At 68.3% G+C, this 18135-nt stretch carries 22 protein-coding genes and 1 pseudogene; 20 read left to right on the forward strand and 3 right to left on the reverse strand.

Going from position 1 to position 18135, the window contains the following annotated elements:
• Positions 1-39: 39 nt before the first annotated feature.
• The 3 genes and pseudogenes from J8I82_RS12425 to J8I82_RS12435 all read right to left on the reverse strand — a co-directional run bounded on the left by J8I82_RS12425 (position 40) and on the right by J8I82_RS12435 (position 2932).
• Positions 40-1194 (reverse strand): L-talarate/galactarate dehydratase, encoded by a 1155-nt coding sequence (locus J8I82_RS12425; protein WP_209757753.1) that lies wholly within the window; start codon positions 1192-1194, stop codon positions 40-42.
• 2 nt (positions 1195-1196) lie between these two features.
• Positions 1197-2096, reverse strand: a pseudogene (gene glxR, locus J8I82_RS12430) (2-hydroxy-3-oxopropionate reductase); the annotation flags it as partial.
• A gap of 35 nt (positions 2097-2131) precedes the next feature.
• Entirely contained in the window at positions 2132-2932 is an 801-nt protein-coding gene (locus J8I82_RS12435; protein WP_209757758.1) for an HpcH/HpaI aldolase family protein, read from the reverse strand.
• Between the two features lie 420 nt (positions 2933-3352).
• Here J8I82_RS12435 and J8I82_RS12440 point away from each other — a divergent pair, with 420 nt between their 5' ends.
• The 20 genes from J8I82_RS12440 to ccmI all read left to right on the forward strand — a co-directional run bounded on the left by J8I82_RS12440 (position 3353) and on the right by ccmI (position 18132).
• A complete protein-coding gene (locus J8I82_RS12440; protein ID WP_209757760.1) occupies positions 3353-3631 on the forward strand; it encodes a hypothetical protein in 279 nt (92 codons plus the stop codon).
• 145 nt (positions 3632-3776) lie between these two features.
• Positions 3777-3971 (forward strand): hypothetical protein, encoded by a 195-nt coding sequence (locus tag J8I82_RS12445; protein WP_209757762.1) that lies wholly within the window; start codon positions 3777-3779, stop codon positions 3969-3971.
• A 119-nt stretch (positions 3972-4090) separates the two neighbouring features.
• Positions 4091-4612 (forward strand): hypothetical protein, encoded by a 522-nt coding sequence (locus J8I82_RS12450; protein WP_209757919.1) that lies wholly within the window; start codon positions 4091-4093, stop codon positions 4610-4612.
• A gap of 149 nt (positions 4613-4761) precedes the next feature.
• Positions 4762-5985, forward strand: a complete 1224-nt coding sequence (serA, locus tag J8I82_RS12455; RefSeq protein ID WP_209757764.1) for a phosphoglycerate dehydrogenase — start codon at positions 4762-4764, stop codon at positions 5983-5985.
• A gap of 195 nt (positions 5986-6180) precedes the next feature.
• A complete protein-coding gene (locus J8I82_RS12460; protein ID WP_209757766.1) occupies positions 6181-6540 on the forward strand; it encodes a hypothetical protein in 360 nt (119 codons plus the stop codon).
• A 9-nt stretch (positions 6541-6549) separates the two neighbouring features.
• Positions 6550-6813 (forward strand): hypothetical protein, encoded by a 264-nt coding sequence (locus J8I82_RS12465; protein WP_209757768.1) that lies wholly within the window; start codon positions 6550-6552, stop codon positions 6811-6813.
• A gap of 128 nt (positions 6814-6941) precedes the next feature.
• Positions 6942-7106, forward strand: coding sequence for a periplasmic nitrate reductase, NapE protein (napE, locus tag J8I82_RS12470; protein WP_029044694.1), 165 nt, complete (start codon positions 6942-6944; stop codon positions 7104-7106).
• An 86-nt stretch (positions 7107-7192) separates the two neighbouring features.
• Positions 7193-7519: a chaperone NapD gene (locus J8I82_RS12475; protein WP_084254812.1), complete on the forward strand. Its 327-nt coding sequence runs from the start codon at positions 7193-7195 to the stop codon at positions 7517-7519.
• Entirely contained in the window at positions 7516-10011 is a 2496-nt protein-coding gene (gene napA / locus J8I82_RS12480) for a periplasmic nitrate reductase subunit alpha (RefSeq protein WP_209757771.1), read from the forward strand. The genes J8I82_RS12475 and napA overlap by 4 nt, the downstream gene beginning before the upstream one ends.
• Positions 10012-10037: 26 nt before the next feature.
• Complete coding sequence (locus J8I82_RS12485; protein WP_209757773.1) at positions 10038-10571, forward strand: nitrate reductase cytochrome c-type subunit; 534 nt, start codon at positions 10038-10040, stop codon at positions 10569-10571.
• Positions 10572-10629: 58 nt separating this feature from the next.
• Positions 10630-11217: a cytochrome c3 family protein gene (locus tag J8I82_RS12490; RefSeq protein ID WP_116319902.1), complete on the forward strand. Its 588-nt coding sequence runs from the start codon at positions 10630-10632 to the stop codon at positions 11215-11217.
• 3 nt (positions 11218-11220) lie between these two features.
• Entirely contained in the window at positions 11221-11865 is a 645-nt protein-coding gene (ccmA, locus tag J8I82_RS12495) for a cytochrome c biogenesis heme-transporting ATPase CcmA (RefSeq protein ID WP_431831542.1), read from the forward strand.
• A complete protein-coding gene (gene ccmB, locus J8I82_RS12500) occupies positions 11862-12539 on the forward strand; it encodes a heme exporter protein CcmB (RefSeq protein ID WP_209757775.1) in 678 nt (225 codons plus the stop codon). The genes ccmA and ccmB overlap by 4 nt, the downstream gene beginning before the upstream one ends.
• On the forward strand, positions 12536-13306 hold the full coding sequence (gene ccmC, locus J8I82_RS12505) for a heme ABC transporter permease CcmC (RefSeq protein ID WP_209757785.1): 771 nt from the start codon (positions 12536-12538) through the stop codon (positions 13304-13306). The genes ccmB and ccmC overlap by 4 nt, the downstream gene beginning before the upstream one ends.
• Positions 13303-13461 carry a heme exporter protein CcmD gene (locus J8I82_RS12510; RefSeq protein WP_209757788.1) on the forward strand — a complete coding sequence of 53 codons (159 nt, stop codon included), beginning with the start codon at positions 13303-13305 and terminating at the stop codon, positions 13459-13461. Before ccmC ends, J8I82_RS12510 begins: the two co-directional genes overlap by 4 nt.
• Positions 13458-13928 carry a cytochrome c maturation protein CcmE gene (ccmE, locus tag J8I82_RS12515; protein WP_209757790.1) on the forward strand — a complete coding sequence of 157 codons (471 nt, stop codon included), beginning with the start codon at positions 13458-13460 and terminating at the stop codon, positions 13926-13928. The genes J8I82_RS12510 and ccmE overlap by 4 nt, the downstream gene beginning before the upstream one ends.
• Entirely contained in the window at positions 13925-15940 is a 2016-nt protein-coding gene (locus J8I82_RS12520) for a heme lyase CcmF/NrfE family subunit (RefSeq protein ID WP_209757792.1), read from the forward strand. The genes ccmE and J8I82_RS12520 overlap by 4 nt, the downstream gene beginning before the upstream one ends.
• Positions 15937-16476 carry a DsbE family thiol:disulfide interchange protein gene (locus J8I82_RS12525; RefSeq protein WP_209757795.1) on the forward strand — a complete coding sequence of 180 codons (540 nt, stop codon included), beginning with the start codon at positions 15937-15939 and terminating at the stop codon, positions 16474-16476. Before J8I82_RS12520 ends, J8I82_RS12525 begins: the two co-directional genes overlap by 4 nt.
• Positions 16469-16936: a cytochrome c-type biogenesis protein gene (locus J8I82_RS12530; protein WP_209757797.1), complete on the forward strand. Its 468-nt coding sequence runs from the start codon at positions 16469-16471 to the stop codon at positions 16934-16936. Before J8I82_RS12525 ends, J8I82_RS12530 begins: the two co-directional genes overlap by 8 nt.
• On the forward strand, positions 16933-18132 hold the full coding sequence (ccmI, locus tag J8I82_RS12535; RefSeq protein ID WP_209757800.1) for a c-type cytochrome biogenesis protein CcmI: 1200 nt from the start codon (positions 16933-16935) through the stop codon (positions 18130-18132). The genes J8I82_RS12530 and ccmI overlap by 4 nt, the downstream gene beginning before the upstream one ends.
• Positions 18133-18135 lie beyond the last annotated feature (3 nt).

The raw sequence follows: 18135 nt of genomic DNA on the forward strand, positions 1-18135 counted from the left end.
CCTGTATTGCTGTGTGTCTTGTATATGGGTTAGTCGGGGTTACGGCTGCTGGCCGAATTCCGCCTGCTGGCGCGTCCAGGCCCGGGCCTGCTCGCTGAGGCTGAGGCCCAGCCCCGGCGCGGTCGGCACCTGGATACGGCCGTTGCGGATCTGCAGGCGCTCGTTGAAGAGCGGCTCGAGCCAGTCGAAATGCTCGACCCACGGCTCGCGCGGATACGCGGCGGCAAGGTGTACGTGCAGTTCCATCGCAAAATGCGGCGCAAGCATCAGCCCCGCATGCTCGGCCAGTGCCGCCACCTTGAGGAAGGGCGTGATGCCGCCTACCCGCGGCGCATCGGGCATCAGGTAGTCCGCGGCGCGGTGGCGGATCAGGTCCCAGTGCTCGGCAGCGCTGGTCAGCATTTCGCCAGTGGCGATCGGGGTGTCGAACTGCGTCGCCAGCGCGGCGTGGCCTTCGTGGTCATAGGCGTCGAGCGGCTCTTCGATCCACACCAGGTTGAACGATTCAAAGGTGCGGCACATGCGCTGCGCGGTCGGGCGGTCCCATTGCTGGTTGGCGTCGACCATGATCGGCACCGCGTCGCCCAGGTGCTCACGCACCGCGGCCACGCGCTTGATATCGAGCGCACCGTCGGGCTGCCCCACCTTCAGCTTGATGCCGCCGATGCCGCGCTCGACCGAAGCCGAGGCATTGACCATCAGCTGGTCCAGCGGGGTATGCAGGAACCCGCCCGAGGTGTTGTAGCAGCGCACCGCGTCGCGATGCGCGCCCAGCAGCTTGGCCAGCGACAGGCCGGCGCGCCGGGCCTTGAGGTCCCACAGCGCCACGTCGAAGGCGCCGATGGCCTGCGTCGACAGGCCGCTGCGGCCGACCGACGCGCCCGCCCAGCACAGCTTGTCCCACAGCCGCGCGATATCGCTCGGGTCCTCGCCGATCAGCGCCGGCGCGATCTCCGCTGCGTGCGCGAACTGGCCGGGGCCGCCCGCGCGCTTGCTGTAGCTGAAGCCCAGCCCCTCGTGGCCGTTGGCGGTGCGGATCTCGGCGAACAGGATCGCCACCTCGGTCATCGGCTTCTGGCGGCCGGTCAGCACCTTGGCGTCGCTGATCGGCGTGGCCAGCGGCAGGTAGCTCGAAGACAGCCGGATCCAGGCGATGCTGTCGGCGGGTTGGGTGGCCAGTGTGGTTGCAGTCATGTTCAGGATCCGATTTCGTGGTTGGCCATCAGCTCCAGCGCGCGCACCAGCGCGGAATGGTCCCAGCCGGCGCCGCCGTGGCTCACGCAGGCGTTGAACAGCTCCTGGCAAGTCGCGGTATTGGGCAGCGACAGGCCCATCTCGCGCGCATTGGAGAGCGCGAGGTTCAGGTCTTTCTGATGCAGCCCGATGCGGAAGCCGGGCTCGAAGGTGCGCTTGATCATGCGCTCGCCATGCACCTCCAGCACCCTGGATGAGGCAAAGCCGCCCATCAGCGCCTCGCGCACGCGCGCCGGGTCGGCGCCGGCCTTGGCGGCGAACAGCAGCGCCTCGGCCACGGCCTCGATGTTCAGCGCCACGATGATCTGGTTGGCGACCTTGGCGGTCTGGCCGGCACCGTTGTCGCCGACCAGCGTGATGTTCTTGCCCATCAGTTCGAACAGCGGGCGCACGGTCTCGAACGTGTCTTCCGGGCCGCCCACCATGATCGAGAGCGTGGCGTTGCGCGCGCCGACCTCGCCGCCGGACACCGGCGCATCGAGGTACCGGCAGCCCAGCGCATTGATGCGGCTGGCGAATTCCTTGGTCGCGATCGGCGAGATCGAGCTCATGTCGACCACGGTCTTGCCCTCGCTCAGGCCGGCGGCGATGCCGTCTTCGCCGAACAGTGCCGCTTCCACGTGCGGGGTATCGGGCACCATCAGGAAGATGACGTCGGCGCCCTGCGCCACTTCGCGCCCTGACGCGCAGGCGATGCCGCCGAGGTCCGCCAGCGCCTGCGGCGCGCCGCTGCGGCTCGACAGCCTGACTTCATGCCCGCCGGCGATCAGGTTCTGCGCCATCGGGCTGCCCATGATGCCGAGGCCAATGAATCCGAGTTTCACGTTTTGCTCTCCTTGCGTTTGGTACGGTTCGGTGTTGTCTGGTGCCCGCTGGCCTAGTAGCCGCCGCTGTCTGGCGCCGGTGCCTGCGGTGGCTGTCCGGCCCGCATCTCGGCCATGACCTGCTGCGCGCCCGCGGCCATCAGTCGCGCATCGGAGGCCACCGTGACGAAGCTGAAGCCTTGCCCGATGCGGCGCAGCGCCGCCGCCGGCGCGCCGTTATGGACGCCCGCGACACGCCCGTGCGCCCTGGCACGGGCAACCACGTGCTCGATGGCCTGTGCCACCGGCGGGTCCACGTCGTCGAAGGTGGGCCGGCAGCCAAGCGCGAGCGACAGGTCTGACGGGCCGATATAGACGCCGTCGAGGCCATCGACCGACAGGATCTCGTCCAGGTTTTCCAGCCCTTGGCGGGTCTCGATCATCGCCAGCACCATCACGGTGTCGTTGGCGTGCTGTGCGTAGTCGGCGCCGCCGTACAGCAGTCCGCGGATCGGCCCGAAGCTGCGCGTGCCCAGCGGCGGGTAGCGCGTGGCGGCCACCAGGCGCTCGGCATCGGCGCGTGTGTTGACCATCGGGCAGATCACGCCGTACGCGCCGGCATCGAGCACCTTCATCAGGATGCCGGGCTCGTTCCATGGCACGCGCACGACCGGCACGGTGTCCGTGGTCGAGATCGCGGTCAGCAGTGCCAGGGCATCGGCGTAGTCGAGCGCACCGTGCTGCAGGTCGATGGTGAGCGAGTCCCACCCCTGGTGGGCCATGGTCTCGGCGGCAAACGCGCTGGGGATGGACAGCCAGCCATTCACCACGGCCTGGCCTGCCGCCCACATCTTTAGGATCCGGTTCTCGCGCATATCGCCTCCACTTGCTCATGTAATACGTTGTCGTACAACATTTTACGAGGTTGGAGCAAAGATTGTGCTGGGGATTACCCCGGGGCCGCTGAGATGCGAGTGGCAAGGTGTGCTAATAGTCGCACATATGCGCGCCAGCAATGGCCTATGTGAACGCCTGGTCCGACCAAGATCATCGCGGCGTCGCTTTGCGCAACGTTATAGGATGACTGATAACAAGGGATGCGTTCACTCTGGCCAATCGTGCCGGAACTCGTCGCCATCGCCAGGCACAGCCCGAATGAGAGCCAGCTGAGGTCCGCCGGATAACAATCGATTACACCCACGCCCCGGGAGCTCGGCTATGCTCCCGTCGCCCGCACGAAGCCGCGACACATCCCCCTGTCGCGCGCCGTACTGCACCGACGACCGGAACCTTCCATGCATCGCTTCCCCGCCCTTTCCCTTGTTGCCGCCGCGCTGCTGGCCGCGGCCTCCGGCGCCCATGCGCAGCACGTCACCGGCGGCATGGGGGAGCCCGTCAGGATCGGGGCATTCTCCGCGCCGGCGGAGCGCATCGACGGCGACCGCCGGCTGGCTGCGCCTCGCGGTTCCAGGCAGGCCAGGACTGGCATGACGCGCCGGCAAGGCGCGGCGGGCCAGGCGGCGCGGCCCAACGGCGCGCCGGCGGCCCGGCTGCCCGGCCGGCACCTGCCGTAGCGCCGCGTGCGGGAATATCCCCGCACACATCTGCATCCCCTCCCCCGCGCCACGCGTCGCATGCCTGTTCACGATTCCTTACAATTGACGACAGGCCTAAGCATTATCCTCGGGCGCATCCAGATCCGCACAATAAGGAAAATCAATGAAACCAGTCCTCGCCTTGCTCGCCGCCTGTACCTTCCTGCTCGGCGGCTGCGTGGTCGCGCCGTATGACACCTATGGCGGCGGCGGTCCCGGCTGCCCGCCGGGGCAGGCCAAGAAGGGCAATTGCCGCGTCGACCCGTATGGCAATGAGTCCTTCTGCCCGCCGGGGCAGGCCAAGAAGGGCCGCTGCTGATCGTCCCGGCGGCACCCGGCGTCCAGGCACGCCAGGTACCTGTTGCGCCGGCCGTCGCACTGGCCGGAGAATGGCGGATGCGGGCATGACGCCCGCAGGAGAACGCCATGCAGCTTCGCATGCAACTTCGGCTGGCCGGCCGCCTGTGCGCGGCCGCATGGCTGGCCGGCGCGCTCGGGGGCTGCGCCACGCTGCAGCCCGTTCAGACCGGCCAGAAGCTGATCGGCAGCCCGGAAAGTACCGTGCGCCAGACTTTCGGGCCACCCACCGAGACCTTCCGCCTCGCCGACGGCACCACCCGCTGGCTGTGGTCGCGCCAACCTTTCGGCCACGAGGTCTACGCCGCCGATTTCGATGCCGGCGGCAAGCTCACCAGCTACCGCCAGATGCTGACCGAAACGGAGGTCTACCGTGCCCAGGTCAATGTCTGGACCAAGAAGGACGTGCAAGAGCATTTCGGCATGCCCCGCGAACCCATCCAGTACTATCCCCTGATGAAGCGCGAAGCGTGGTCGTGGCGGATGTACAAGGACGGCCTGCAGTCCGCACATTTCAGCGCCTACTTCGATGACGGCGGGGTGCTGCGCCAGACCATGATCATCGTCGACCCGCTCGGCGGCGACGCGCGCCGCTCGCGCTGAACCGGTACGGGGCAACCCACGGGCGCGTTGCCCCGGGGCACGCCTGGGTCAATGCCGGTGTCATTGCCAGCAACAGGGACTCCCGGCCTCCAGTGCCGTTTTGCGCGCAGAATAGAGGGTATACCCATCCCTCCAGGCGGAAAACGAACGTGACCACTGCGATCCTGCTCGAGAACATCCACCAGAGCGCCACCGCACGGCTGGCAGAAGCCGGCCTGCAGGTCGAGCGCCGTACCGGCGCACTGGCCGGCCCTGAATTGCGCGAAGTGCTGGCCAGCCACGACATAGTCGGCATCCGCTCGGCCACGCACCTGCGTGGCGAGGATATCCGCAGCGCCCCGGACCTGCTGTCGATCGGCTGCTTCTGCATCGGCACCTCGCAGGTCGACCTGGACGCCGCCACGCACGCGGGCATCCCGGTATTCAACGCGCCCTTTTCCAATACCCGCTCGGTGGCCGAGCTGGTCGTGTCCGAAGCGGTGATGTTGCTGCGCCGGATCCCGGAGAAAAATACCCTGGCGCATGCCGGCAAGTGGGCCAAGGGCGCCAGCGGCGCCTTCGAGGCGCGCGGCAAGACCATCGCCATCGTCGGCTATGGCAATATCGGCTCGCAGGTCGGCGTGCTGGCCGAATCGATGGGCATGCGCGTGGTCTACTACGATGTGCTGGCGCGGCTGTCGCACGGCTCCGCGCGTGCCGCGGGCTCGCTTGAAGAAGCGGTGTCGCAGGCCGAAGTGGTGACGCTGCATGTCCCGGCCACGCCGCGCACCAAGAACATGATCGATGCAAGCGTGCTGGCGGCGTTCAAGCCCGGCGCGATCCTGATCAATGCCTCGCGCGGCAGCGTGGTCGACATAGCCGCGCTGGCCGCGGCGCTGCGCGAGAAACGCCTGGGCGGCGCCGCCATTGACGTATTTCCGCAAGAGCCCAAGACCAACAACGATCCGTTCGTCAGCGAGCTGCAGAACCTGCCCAACGTACTGCTGACCCCGCACGTCGGCGGCAGCACCGAAGAGGCACAGGAAAATATCGGCGCCGAGGTGGCGGCCAAGCTGGCGCACTTCCTGGCGACCGGCGGCACCATCGGTGCGGTGAACTTCCCCGAGGTCGATCCGGGGCCGCTGCAGGCACCGGCGCGCCTGCTCAACGTGCATGGCAACGCGCCGGGTGCGCTGGCCGCGCTTAATACGCTGCTGGCGCAGGAGGGCGTTAACATCACCGGCCAGCACCTGCAGACGCGCGGCACCACCGGCTACGTGGTGACCGATCTCGACCGCGTGCCGTCCGAGCAGCTGATGCAGGCGCTGCGCACGCATGCCGGTTTCGCCCGCTCGCGACTCATCGTGCGGCAAGGCACTGGCGAGCCTGGCTGAAGCCACGCAGGGCACCTTCGCGCCCTGCGCCCCGCTCGCCGGAACAATGGTCACAGCATTGTTCCAAATCTCAAAAAATCACGATTGCGGCCACTAAGATCAGGTGGCGCATGTACTGTCCTTCCGGTCGCGCAGTGGCCGCACCGCATCGCTCGGGGACTTGCATCCGCACTACACCGACAGCGGAGTGATGACATGAGATCCATAAAACGAAGCGGGACAGTTCCCGGCATCACCGGGCAACTGATAGCGGTCGGAGTCCTGGCGCTGGCGCTGAATGGCATTGCGGCGGGACAGACCGGCACGATCACGTTCCGCGGCGCCATCGCCAATCCGTCATGCGCCTTCAAGCCAACAGTGGCACATGTGCAGGCGCACTGCGTCGACGTTTCGGGACAGACGGTCACGGCGCCAGTGCCTGCGCCGCCGGCGCGCGCCAGCGCGCGTGTCCATGTCGCGACGGCGAAGTTGCGCGTGGAACCGCTGTTCCGCAGCCAGCCCGGCGCGCGGCGCGACAAGCCGGATGGCTTAGTGATGGAGGTGACTTACCAGTAGCGGCTCAGCGTGGCGCGCTGCCGCCTCGCCATCGAGCAAAGCGGGTTCGCGCGCGCCGCGCTGCTGTGCGACTGGGCCGCCACGCACCTGCGCCCAGGGGCGGCGCTGTGCGTGGCGGCGCCATACCGCAATCGGGTTATCGCGCAGACGCAGAAGCTGTTCGTCTCGGAACTGGCGGTCAAGTCGCAACTTCGCCGCAGCCAAGCCGGGCGCGCAGAACCACACAGAGGCCGTCCGCTGGCGCGTGCGCGGGCTGATTGCAAGAGCCGTTGAAGGACATTGCAAAAGCCGCCAGAACGCCGCACGAGTGCAGTCTTGACACCTTGGGCCGCGCTTCCTTTAATGGTGTTACGCATCAGGTGCATTGACCTGACCATGTTCACGGATTACGTCGAGCCATGATGGAAACCGGGGAAGTCCACGATCCGCAGCGCAAGAAGGAAGAACTGCGCAGTTTCCTGTTTCTGACCGCCGTGATGGTGCCGGTGCTTTCGGTCATCGTCGTGGCAGGCTATGGGTTCATTGTCTGGATGACCCAGCTGGTCAGCGGCCCCCCAACGCACTGAACGCGCGGCGCGCCATTGGCGCGATGTTGCAAAATAAAAAGCAAGCTGCAGCACAGACTGAAACGGCATTGAACCGGAGCTTCCGCATGCCCGCAGCCAGATGTGCAATCCCCATCCAGCCGCTGCCAGCCAGTGACGAGTGGCATATTGCCGGCATCGTCGTGCACGCGCATCCGGCCAGCGTGGCGCAGGTACGCAGCGCCATCGAATCTCTCACCGGCGCAGAGGTCCACGCCGCCAGCGATGCCGGCAAGCTCGTGGTCACCATCGAAGCGCCCACTTCGCGCGCCATTGCCGCGCACCTCACCTACCTCCACCAGCTCCCCGGCGTGCTGTCGGCCGCGCTTGTCTACCAGCACAACGAAGACGCCGAAGCCATGAGCGAGACCATCTACGAGGAGGGCGCAAGATGAACATCTCCCGCCGCGATTTCATCAAGCAGACCGCCGTCGCCGCGACGGCGTCGGTGGCCGGCGTCACGCTGCCGGCCGGGGCCGCCAACTTTGTCACTGACAGCGAAGTGACAAAGCTGAAATGGTCCAAGGCGCCGTGCCGCTTCTGCGGCACCGGCTGCGGGGTCACGGTGGCGGTCAGGGACAACAAGGTGGTGGCCACGAACGGCGACCCGCAGGCCGAGGTCAACAAGGGGCTGAACTGCGTCAAGGGCTATTTCCTTTCGAAGATCATGTACGGGCAGGACCGGCTGACCAAGCCGCTGCTGCGCATGAAGAACGGCAAGTACGACAAGAACGGCGAATTCGCCCCGGTCACGTGGGAGCGCGCCTTTGACGAGATGGAGCAGCAGTTCAAGCGCGTGCTGAAAGAGAAAGGCCCGACCGCGGTGGGCATGTTCGGCTCGGGCCAGTGGACCGTGTGGGAAGGCTATGCCGCGTCCAAGCTCTACAAGGCCGGCTTCCGCTCCAACAACATCGATCCCAATGCGCGCCACTGCATGGCCTCCGCGGTACAGGGCTTCATGCGCACCTTCGGCATGGACGAGCCGATGGGCTGCTATGACGATTTCGAGGCCGCGGATGCCTTCGTGCTGTGGGGCTCGAACATGGCCGAGATGCATCCCATCCTGTGGACCCGCATCACCGACCGGCGCCTGAGCCATCCGAAGACGCGCGTGGCGGTGCTGTCCACCTTTACGCACCGCTCCTTCGACCTGGCCGACATCCCGGTCATCTTCAAGCCGCAGACCGACCTGGCGATGATGAACTACATCGCCCACTACATCATCAAGAACAACAAGGTCAACAAGGACTTCGTCAACAAGCACACGGTCTTCAAGGAAGGCGTGACCAACATCGGCTACGGCCTGCGCCCGGATCATCCGCTGCAGAAGGCGGCCAAGAACGCGGCCGATCCCGGCGCCTCGCGCCCGATCACGTTCGACGACTTCGCGCGCTTCGTGGCCAAGTACGACGCCGATACCGTCAGCAAGCTGTCGGGCGTGCCCAAGGCCAAGCTCGACCAGCTGGCCGAGCTCTATGCCGATCCCAACATCAAGGTGATGTCGCTGTGGACCATGGGCTTCAACCAGCATACGCGCGGCAGCTGGGCCAACAACATGGTCTACAACCTGCACCTGCTGACCGGCAAGATCGCCACGCCGGGCAACAGCCCGTTCTCGCTGACCGGGCAGCCGTCGGCGTGCGGCACCGCGCGCGAAGTGGGCACCTTCTCGCACCGGCTGCCGGCCGACATGGTGGTGACCAATCCCAAGCACCGTGAAGAAGCCGAGCGCATCTGGAAGCTGCCGGCGGGCACCATTCCCGACAAGCCTGGCTACCACGCCGTGCTGCAGAACCGCATGCTCAAGGACGGCAAGCTCAATGCGTACTGGGTGCAGGTCAACAACAACATGCAGGCTGCCGCCAACCTGATGGAAGAGGGCTTGCCGGGCTACCGCAATCCTGCCAATTTCATCGTGGTGTCGGATGCCTATCCCACCGTCACCGCGCTGGCGGCGGACCTGATCCTGCCCAGCGCGATGTGGGTCGAGAAGGAAGGCGCCTACGGCAATGCCGAGCGCCGCACGCAGTTCTGGCACCAGCTGGTCGACGCGCCGGGCGAGGCGCGCTCGGACCTGTGGCAGCTGATGGAGTTTTCCAAGCGCTTCAAGGTGGAAGACGTCTGGCCCGCGGACCTGATCGCGAAGAAACCCGAATACCGCGGTAAGACCCTGTTCGACGTGCTCTACCGCAACGGGCAGGTCGACAAGTTCCCGCTCAAGGAAGTCAGCGCCGAGTACAACAATGCCGAGGCCAAGGCCTTCGGCTTCTACGTGCAGAAGGGGCTGTTCGAGGAGTACGCCACCTTCGGCCGTGGCCATGGCCACGACCTCGCCCCGTTCGACGCCTACCACCAGGCGCGCGGCCTGCGCTGGCCGGTGGTCAACGGCAAGGAAACCCGCTGGCGCTACCGCGAAGGCAGCGACCCGTACGTCAAGGCCGGTACCGGCTACCAGTTCTACGGCAACCCCGACGGCAAGGCGGTGATCTTCGCCCTGCCCTACGAGCCGCCAGCCGAATCGCCCGACAAGGAGTACCCGTACTGGCTGGTCACGGGGCGCGTGCTGGAGCACTGGCATTCCGGCTCGATGACGCGGCGCGTGCCGGAGCTGTACCGCGCCTTCCCCAACGCGGTGGTGTTCATGCACCCCGAGGACGCCAGGGCCATGGGCCTGCGCCGCGGCGTGGAAGTGGAAGTGGTGTCGCGGCGCGGGAGCATGCGCTCCCGCGTGGAGACCCGCGGGCGCGACGCGCCGCCGCGCGGGCTGGTGTTCGTGCCGTGGTTCGACGCCAGCCAGTTGATCAACAAGGTGACGCTGGACGCGACCTGCCCGATCTCGCTGCAGACCGACTTCAAGAAGTGCGCGGTCAAGATCGTCAAGGTCTAGCACGGCCGATACATCAGGGAGACGCCATGAAACCGAGTCGATCCTGGCTGACACTGCTGGCCTTGTTCACGCTGCTGCTGGCGGTGCTGGCGGCATTGCCGCTGCCGGCGCACGCACAGCAGCAACAGCAGCAGCAGGGCCTGGTCGATGCCATGCGCGGACCCACCCCCATCGGCAACGAGAGCAAGGCCCCGATCCTGTATCCGACCGAGAACAAGGACATCCGCCGCAACCGCAACTACACCATGCAGCCGCCAACGATCCCGCACAAGATCGACGGCTACCAGGTCGACAAGGACTTCAACCGCTGCATGTTCTGCCACGCGCGCACCCGCACCGAAGAAACCCAGGCGATCCCGGTCAGCATCACGCACTACATGGACCGCGACAACAACGTGCTGGCCGAGGTGTCGCCGCGCCGCTATTTCTGCACGCAGTGCCACGTGCCGCAGGCGGACGCCAAGCCGCTGGTGGGCAATAGCTTCATCGATGTCGAGCAGATGCTCAAGCGCAAGCCCGGCGCCAAGGGAGCGGCCGACACCAAGGGAGCGGCCAAATAAGGGAGCGACCAAATAGCAGCGCCCGGCCACGACATCAACCTCATTGCGGATGCGCGCCATGCTCGACCTGCTCAAGCGCTACTGGCGGACCATCAACCGGCCCAGTGCGTATTTCAGCCTGGGCTTCCTGACGCTGGGCGGCTTCATTGCCGGCCTGGTGTTCTGGGGCGCGTTCAACACCGCGCTGGAACTGACCAACACCGAGCAGTTCTGCACCGGCTGCCACGAGATGCGCGACAACGTCTACCAGGAACTGCAGGGCACCATCCACTTCACCAACCGCAGCGGCGTTCGCGCCAAATGCTCGGACTGCCACGTGCCGCACAACTGGACCGACAAGATGGCGCGCAAGATGCAGGCGTCCAAGGAGGTCTGGGCCAAGATCTTCGGCACCGTCGACACGCGCGAGAAATTCCAGGCGCACCGGCTCACGCTGGCGCAGCACGAATGGGCGCGCTTCAAGGCCAACGATTCGCTGGAATGCCGCAACTGCCATGACTACCAGTCGATGGACTTCACGCGGCAGAGCCCGCGCGCGCAGGCCATGCACTCGACCTACCTGGCCAACAAGGAAAAGACCTGCATCGACTGCCACAAGGGTATCGCGCACCACCTGCCGGACGTATCGAAGGCCGAGGAGAAATGACGCGTGCTGCGACCCGCCGCCCGGCCAGATACTGCGCCCGCACTGAGTGGTGAAGGGCTCGGCCTGTCGCGCGCCGGCCGCCCGGTGCTGCGCGGCATCGACCTGGCGCTGTCGCCCGGCTACCTGCTGCAGGTCCTGGGCGCCAACGGCAGCGGCAAGACCAGCCTGCTGCGCGTGCTGTGCGGCCTCGCCGTGCCGGACGAAGGCAGGTTGCGCTGGCACGGCCGGCCGCTGCGCGCCGGCGATCCGGCCTACCTGCAGGCACTTGCCTATGTCGGCCATGCCAATGGCATCGACCCGGACCTGAGCCCGGCTGAAAACCTGCGCTTTGCCGCGCGCATGGCCGGCAGCGACGCCGGCGCGGTCGCGAGTGCCTTGGCCGCGCAGGCGCTGGAGCGCGTCGCGCACACACCAGTGCGCGCGCTGTCGCAAGGCCAGCGTCGGCGCGTGGCGCTGGCGCGCCTGTCGCTGGCGCGGCGCGCGCTGTGGCTGCTCGACGAACCGGTGGCGGCGCTGGATACCGACGCCTGCGCGCGCTTCGACGCGCAGCTCGACGCGCACCTGGCAGCGGGCGGCATGGCGGTGATCGCCACCCACCAGTTGCTGCGCGCCGGCGGCCCGGTGCTGCGGCTGGAGGCGGTGGCATGACCCGCACCCTGGCCGCCATCGTCGCGCACGACGTGTCGCTGTCCTGGCGCCGGCGCGGCAGCCTGCTCGGCAGCGTGGTGTTCTTTGTCATCGCGGCAAGCCTGTTCCCGCTGGCGATCGGCCCCGAGCCGCAGCAGTTGCGTGCGCTGGCGCCCGGAATCCTGTGGGTCACGGCGCTGCTGGCGTCGATGCTGTCGCTGTCGCGGCTGTTCGCGCAGGAGCACGCGGATGGCAGCCTCGACCAGCTGCTGCTGTCGCCGCACCCGCTGGCGCTGCTGGTACTGGCCAAGATTGCAGCACACTGGCTGACCAGCGGCCTGCCGCTGTTGCTGCTGACACCAGTGCTGGCGCAGCAGTACGGCCTGCCGTGGAATGCATCGCTGCTGCTGTCGGCCTCGCTGCTGGTCGGCACGCCGGCGCTGAGCCTGATCGGCGCGGTGGGCGCCGCGCTGACGCTGGGCGTGCGCGGCGGCGCGGTGCTGCTGTGCATCCTGGTGCTGCCGCTGTGCGTGCCGGTGCTGGTGTTCGGCGCCAGCGCCGCGGCGGCCGCCGACGCCGGGCTCGACGTGGTGCCGCAGTTCTCGCTGCTGGGCGCGTGCCTGGCGCTGTCGCTGTTCCTGTGCCCGCTGGCCGCCGCCGCCGGGCTTCGCATCGCCATGGAGACGCCGGCATGACCCAGCCGCTGCCCTCGCTGCACACTGCCGCGGCGCCGCGGGCGCGGAGCGCCTGGACGGCATACGCGGCGCCGGTACGGTTCTATCCGCTGGCCGGACGCATGGCGCCGTGGTTCTTCGCCGCGGCGGTGGTGTTCGCCCTCGCCGGCTTGTATGTCGGCTTTGCCGTGGCGCCGACCGATGCGCAGCAGGGCGAGGTCTACCGCATCATCTTCATCCACGTGCCGGCGGCATGGATGTCGATGTTCATCTACCTGGTCATGGCCGGCTATTGCGCGCTGGCGCTGGTGCTGCGCACGCGGCTGTCGTCGATGATGGCCTCGGCACTGGCGCCAACCGGCGCGCTGTTCACCGCGCTGGCGCTCTGGACCGGCGCGCTGTGGGGCCAGCCGACATGGGGCACGTGGTGGGTCTGGGATGCGCGGCTGACCTCCGAGCTGCTCCTGCTGTTCCTGTACCTTGGCTTTATCGCACTGGAATCCGCCATCGACGAGCCACGCCGCGCCGAACGTGCCTGCGCGGTGCTGGCGCTGGTGGGTGTGGTCAATATCCCGGTGATCTACTTCTCGGTGCAGTGGTGGAACACGTTGCACCAGGGCGCTTCGGTCAGCCTGACGGCGGCGCCGTCAATGGCCATCACCATGCTGGCCGGCATGCTGCTGATGACGCTGGCGTGCTGGATGTACACCATCGCCGTGGCGCTGGTGCGCGTGCGCTGCATCCTGCGCGAACGCGGCGAGGTGCCGCTTACCGGAGAGACATCATGACCCTGTCGCTGCTCCCGCATGTGCTGCCATACGGGCACCATGGCATCTTCATCGCCGGGGCGTTCGGCATGAGCGCGCTGCTGCTGGCGCTCGAACTGGTGCTGCTGGCGCGCCGCTGCCGCGCCAGCGCGAAGCAGGCCGGCACGCGCCGATGACGCCGCGCCAGCGCCGCTTCGGCATGCTCGCCGCGGCCCTGGCCTGTGGCGGCGTCGCGCTGGCGCTGGTGCTCAATGCCTTCCGCTCCAACCTGGTGTTCTTCTTCAGCCCGAGCCAGGTGGCCGCGCAGGAAGCGCCGGTGGCGCACAGCTTCCGGCTTGGCGGACTGGTCGAACCCGGCTCGATCCGGCGCGAAGGCGACGGCATGACCGTGCGCTTCGTCGTCACCGACACCGCGCGGCAGGTGCCGGTGCTCTACCGCGGGCTGCTGCCCGACCTGTTCCGCGAGGGCAAGGGGGTGGTCGCGCGCGGCAAGCTGGAAGCCGACGGCACCTTCATCGCCAGCGAGGTGCTGGCCAAGCATGACGAGAATTACATGCCACCCGAAGCCGCCGATGCGCTGAAGCAGGCTGAACAGGTGAACCGCCGCATGGCCGGTGCGCCGGCGCAGGGAGCGCCCCGATGATCGCCGAACTGGGACACTTCGCGCTGATCGTCGCGCTGCTGGTCGCACTGGTGCAGGCAGCCGTGCCGCTGGCGGGCGCGGCGCGCGGCAGGCTGGGGTGGATGGCGGTGGCGCGGCCGGCGGCGCGCGTGCAATGCGCGCTGGTGGCGTTGTCGTTCGCGGCGCTGGCATGGGGCTTCGTCGCCAACGACTTCAGCGTGCGCTATGTCGCCGCCAACTCCAACAGCGCATTGCCGCTTGCCTACCGTATTGCGGCGGTATGGGGCGGGCATGAAGGTTCGATGCTGCTGTGGACGCTGATGCTGGCGCTGTGGTCGCTGGCGGTGGCGAGCTGCAGCCGGCAGCTGCCGCTGGCCGCGGTGGCGCGCGTGCTGGGCGTGATGGGGGCGATCAGCGCGGGCTTCCTGCTGTTCCTGCTGTTTGCCTCCAACCCCTTCGTGCGGCTGCTGCCGCCGGCGATGGCGGGCCGCGACCTCAATCCGCTGCTGCAGGATCCCGGCATGGTATTCCACCCGCCGCTGCTCTACATGGGCTATGTCGGCTTCTCGGTGACCTTCGCCTTTGCCGTGGCGGCGCTGCTGGCCGGGCGCGTCGATGCCGCCTGGGCGCGCTGGTCGCGGCCGTGGACCACGGTGGCGTGGGCCTTCCTGACGCTGGGCATCATGCTGGGCAGCGCGTGGGCGTATTACGAGCTGGGCTGGGGCGGCTGGTGGTTCTGGGATCCGGTCGAGAACGCCTCGTTCATGCCTTGGCTGGCCGGGACCGCGCTGATGCATTCGCTGGCGGTCACGGAGAAGCGCGGGGCGTTCCGCGCGTGGACCGTGCTGCTGGCGATCTTCACGTTCTCGCTGAGCCTGCTCGGCACCTTCCTGGTCCGCTCCGGCGTGCTGACCTCGGTCCACGCGTTCGCGGTCGATCCGAAGCGCGGCATCTTCATCCTGGCCCTGCTCGGCCTGGTCACCGGCATCGCGCTGGCGCTGTATGCCTGGCGCGCGCCGCGCTTGTCGCGGCGTGTCGAGTTTGCCGCGATCTCGCGCGAATCGCTGCTGCTGGCCAACAACGTGCTGCTGGCGGTGGCGGCGGCAACGGTGCTGCTCGGCACGCTCTACCCGCTGCTGGTCGATGTGCTGGGACTGGGCAAGATCTCGGTCGGCCCCGCCTACTTCGAGCAGGTGTTCGTGCCGCTGATGGCGCCCGCGGTGCTGCTGATGGGCGCGGCACCGCTGGCGCGCTGGCGCCATGGCAGCCTGCCCGACATGGCGCGGCGGCTGCGCTGGGCCGGCATCGCCAGCGTGGCCATTGGCCTGGGGCTGCTGCTGGTGCTGCGCAGCGCCTCAGCCATGACCGGACTGGGCCTGCTGCTGGCGGCCTGGTGCGTACTGAGCGCGATGGCGAGCCTGGCGGCAAGGCTGCGCCACCAGCAGGGACGCCGGCTCGGCGCGCTGCGCCAGCTCGCGCCCGGCTACTGGGGCATGCTGCTGGCGCATGCCGGCGTCGGCATCTTCATCGCGGGCGTGACGCTGGTCAGCGGGCAGGAAAGCCTGCGCGAACTGCCGATGCGCGCGGGCGATACCGTCAGTGTCGGCGGCTACGACTTCCGCTTCGCCGGCGTGAGGCAGGCCGCCGGCCCCAACTACGACGCGCTGCGCGGCACGCTGACCGCATCGCGCGACGGCAAGCGCATGGCGGTGCTCTATCCCGAGCGCCGCATCTACCGCAGCCAGGACATGCCGACCACCGAGGCCGCAATCGACAGCGGCCTGACGCGCGACCTGTACGTGGCGCTGGGCGAGAATATCGACGGCAGCGCCTGGGCCGTGCGCATCCACGTCAAGCCCTTTGTCGACTGGATCTGGGCCGGCTGCGTGCTGATGGCGCTGGGCGGCCTGCTGGCGGCGTGCGACAAGCGCTACCGGCTGCGCCGCCGCGTCGCGGCCGAATCCGCTCCGGCACCGACGAATGCACCCGCGGCCCCCACACTTGCCTCCACGCGCGAGGAGACGCCGGCATGACCCGCTTCCTGCTGCCGCTCGCCGCCTTCCTCGCGCTGGCCGTCGCGCTGGCGGCTGGGCTGCGTCACGATCCGCGCGAGCTGCCATCGCCGCTGGTCGGCAAGGCCGCGCCGGCCTTCACGCTGCCGCTGCTGGAGCCGGAAGGCCGCACGCTGGGGTCCGCCGACATGCGCGGCAAGGTGTGGCTGCTGAACGTGTGGGCCTCGTGGTGCGCGGCCTGCCGCACCGAGCACCCGGTGCTGGTCGACTTTGCCGCGCGCGCGCCGGTGCCCCTGTACGGCCTGAACTACAAGGACGAGGCCGGCGCCGCGCGCGACTGGCTGCAGCGGCTCGGCAATCCGTACACGGCATCGCTGGTCGACGCCGACGGGCGCGTGGGCATCGACTACGGCGTCTATGGCGTGCCCGAGACCTTTGTCATCGACCAGCACGGCGTGGTGCGCTACCGCCAGGTCGGCCCGGTCACGCGCGAGGTGCTGGAGGAGAAGCTGGTCCCGCTGATCGAACGCCTGCAGAAGGGCGGCGGCCATGCGTAGCCTGCGCTCCGCGCTTGCCCTGTGGCTGTGCTGCCTGCCGATGCTGGCGGCTGCCGCGCCGACCGATGCCGAACTCGATGCGCGCGTGCATGCGCTGTCCAATGAACTGCGCTGCCTGGTGTGCCAGAACCAGACGCTGGCCGATTCCAACGCAGACCTGGCCGTCGACCTGCGCCGCCAGATCCGCGAGCAGTTGCGCGGCGGCGCCAGCGACCAGGCGGTCAGGGACTACCTGGTGCAGCGCTATGGCGACTTCGTGCTGTACAAGCCGCCGCTGCGGCCGCTGACGTGGCTGTTGTGGTTTGGCCCGCTGCTGTTGGTCGCCGGCGTCGCATGGGCGATCGTGCGGGCCCGCGCACGTCATCGCGGCACGGGCGCTGCACTCGACGACCGGGCGCGGCGCGACCTGGAAACCCTGCTCAACAACGACGCCGATCCCGCCGGCCCCCGACAACCATGACGACCTTCTGGCTGCTCGCCGCCGCGCTGATCGCCGCCGCCATGGCCAGGCTGCTGTGGCCGCTGCTGCGCCGCCACGCCGTTCCGGACCCTGGCACGCCGGAGCGCACGCTGCTGGTCGACCTGTACCGCGACCAGTTGCGCGAACTCGACGCCGACCTGCGCACCGGCACGCTGAGCGCAACCCGGCATGCCGAAGCGCGCGACGAACTCGGCCGCCGGCTGCTGGATGAAGCCGCGGACACCGCCACCGGCACGCACCGCGACAGCACGTCTCCGCTGCTCGCCGCGGCGTTGCTGGCGGCATTGCCGAGCGCCGCCATCCTGCTCTACCTGCACCTGGGCAACCCGGTCGCGCTCTGGCGCGCCGACGACATGCCGCAAGCTGGCGGCAGCCAGCACCAGCTTAGCGGCGCGCAGGTCGAAGGCATGGTCAACCAGCTGGCACAGCGGCTGCGCGAAGCCCCGGCCGATCCCGAAGGCTGGGCCATGCTGGCGCGCTCCTACAGTGTGCTGGAGCGGTATGCCGACGCTGCGGCGGCCTACGCCCGCGCCGTCGAGCTGGCGCCCGAGGTGGCATCGCTGCGATCCGATTACGCCGACGTGCTGGCCAGCCTCAACAACGGCTCGCTCCAAGGCCGCCCAATGGCGGAGATCAGGCGGGCGCTGGCGCTGGATCCGGATGACCCCAAGGCCCTGGCGCTTGCGGCCAGCGCGGCGGTGGAACGCGGCGACATGCAGGCGGCGATCGGCTACTGGGAACAGCTGCACCGGCTGCTGCCAACGGACTCGCAGACCGCGGCCCGCATTGCTGCCAATCTCGCCGCGGCAAGCGGCACTTCCACTGCGCAGTCAACGAAGATTACCGGCATGGTCACGCTCAGCGAAAAGGCCGGGCGCACGCCGCAGCCGGGCGACACCCTCTTCGTCTACGCCCTGCCGGCCGACGGTTCGCGCTTGCCGCTGGCGGTGGTGCGCCGGCAGGCGCGCGACCTGCCGCTCACGTTCACGCTGGACGATGCGATGGCGATGCGGCCCGACCACAAGCTGTCGGCACATACGCAGGTGGTGGTGGAAGCGCGCATTTCCGCGAGCGGGAACGCCATGCCGCAGTCGGGCGACCTGGTCGGGCGCAGCGGTCCGCTGGCAGTCGGCAGCGAAGGCGTGCGGATCGCGATCGACGCTGCCGTGCCGTAGCGC

The sequence above is a fragment of the Cupriavidus consociatus genome (assembly GCF_017814975.1).
In the GTDB taxonomy this organism is placed as follows: domain Bacteria; phylum Pseudomonadota; class Gammaproteobacteria; order Burkholderiales; family Burkholderiaceae; genus Cupriavidus; species Cupriavidus consociatus.

What these genes read in the sequence shown, in the direction of transcription:
- J8I82_RS12425 (WP_209757753.1), bottom strand. Translation starts at nt 1,194, where the DNA reads ATGACTGCAACCACACTGGCCACCCAACCCGCCGACAGCATCGCCTGG.
- J8I82_RS12435 (WP_209757758.1), bottom strand. Translation starts at nt 2,932, where the DNA reads ATGCGCGAGAACCGGATCCTAAAGATGTGGGCGGCAGGCCAGGCCGTG.
- J8I82_RS12440 (WP_209757760.1), top strand. Translation starts at nt 3,353, where the DNA reads ATGCATCGCTTCCCCGCCCTTTCCCTTGTTGCCGCCGCGCTGCTGGCC.
- J8I82_RS12445 (WP_209757762.1), top strand. Translation starts at nt 3,777, where the DNA reads ATGAAACCAGTCCTCGCCTTGCTCGCCGCCTGTACCTTCCTGCTCGGC.
- J8I82_RS12450 (WP_209757919.1), top strand. Translation starts at nt 4,091, where the DNA reads ATGCAACTTCGGCTGGCCGGCCGCCTGTGCGCGGCCGCATGGCTGGCC.
- J8I82_RS12460 (WP_209757766.1), top strand. Translation starts at nt 6,181, where the DNA reads ATGAGATCCATAAAACGAAGCGGGACAGTTCCCGGCATCACCGGGCAA.
- napE (WP_029044694.1), top strand. Translation starts at nt 6,942, where the DNA reads ATGGAAACCGGGGAAGTCCACGATCCGCAGCGCAAGAAGGAAGAACTG.
- J8I82_RS12475 (WP_084254812.1), top strand. Translation starts at nt 7,193, where the DNA reads ATGCCCGCAGCCAGATGTGCAATCCCCATCCAGCCGCTGCCAGCCAGT.
- napA (WP_209757771.1), top strand. Translation starts at nt 7,516, where the DNA reads ATGAACATCTCCCGCCGCGATTTCATCAAGCAGACCGCCGTCGCCGCG.
- J8I82_RS12485 (WP_209757773.1), top strand. Translation starts at nt 10,038, where the DNA reads ATGAAACCGAGTCGATCCTGGCTGACACTGCTGGCCTTGTTCACGCTG.
- J8I82_RS12490 (WP_116319902.1), top strand. Translation starts at nt 10,630, where the DNA reads ATGCTCGACCTGCTCAAGCGCTACTGGCGGACCATCAACCGGCCCAGT.
- ccmB (WP_209757775.1), top strand. Translation starts at nt 11,862, where the DNA reads ATGACCCGCACCCTGGCCGCCATCGTCGCGCACGACGTGTCGCTGTCC.
- ccmC (WP_209757785.1), top strand. Translation starts at nt 12,536, where the DNA reads ATGACCCAGCCGCTGCCCTCGCTGCACACTGCCGCGGCGCCGCGGGCG.
- J8I82_RS12510 (WP_209757788.1), top strand. Translation starts at nt 13,303, where the DNA reads ATGACCCTGTCGCTGCTCCCGCATGTGCTGCCATACGGGCACCATGGC.
- ccmE (WP_209757790.1), top strand. Translation starts at nt 13,458, where the DNA reads ATGACGCCGCGCCAGCGCCGCTTCGGCATGCTCGCCGCGGCCCTGGCC.
- J8I82_RS12520 (WP_209757792.1), top strand. Translation starts at nt 13,925, where the DNA reads ATGATCGCCGAACTGGGACACTTCGCGCTGATCGTCGCGCTGCTGGTC.
- J8I82_RS12525 (WP_209757795.1), top strand. Translation starts at nt 15,937, where the DNA reads ATGACCCGCTTCCTGCTGCCGCTCGCCGCCTTCCTCGCGCTGGCCGTC.
- J8I82_RS12530 (WP_209757797.1), top strand. Translation starts at nt 16,469, where the DNA reads ATGCGTAGCCTGCGCTCCGCGCTTGCCCTGTGGCTGTGCTGCCTGCCG.
- ccmI (WP_209757800.1), top strand. Translation starts at nt 16,933, where the DNA reads ATGACGACCTTCTGGCTGCTCGCCGCCGCGCTGATCGCCGCCGCCATG.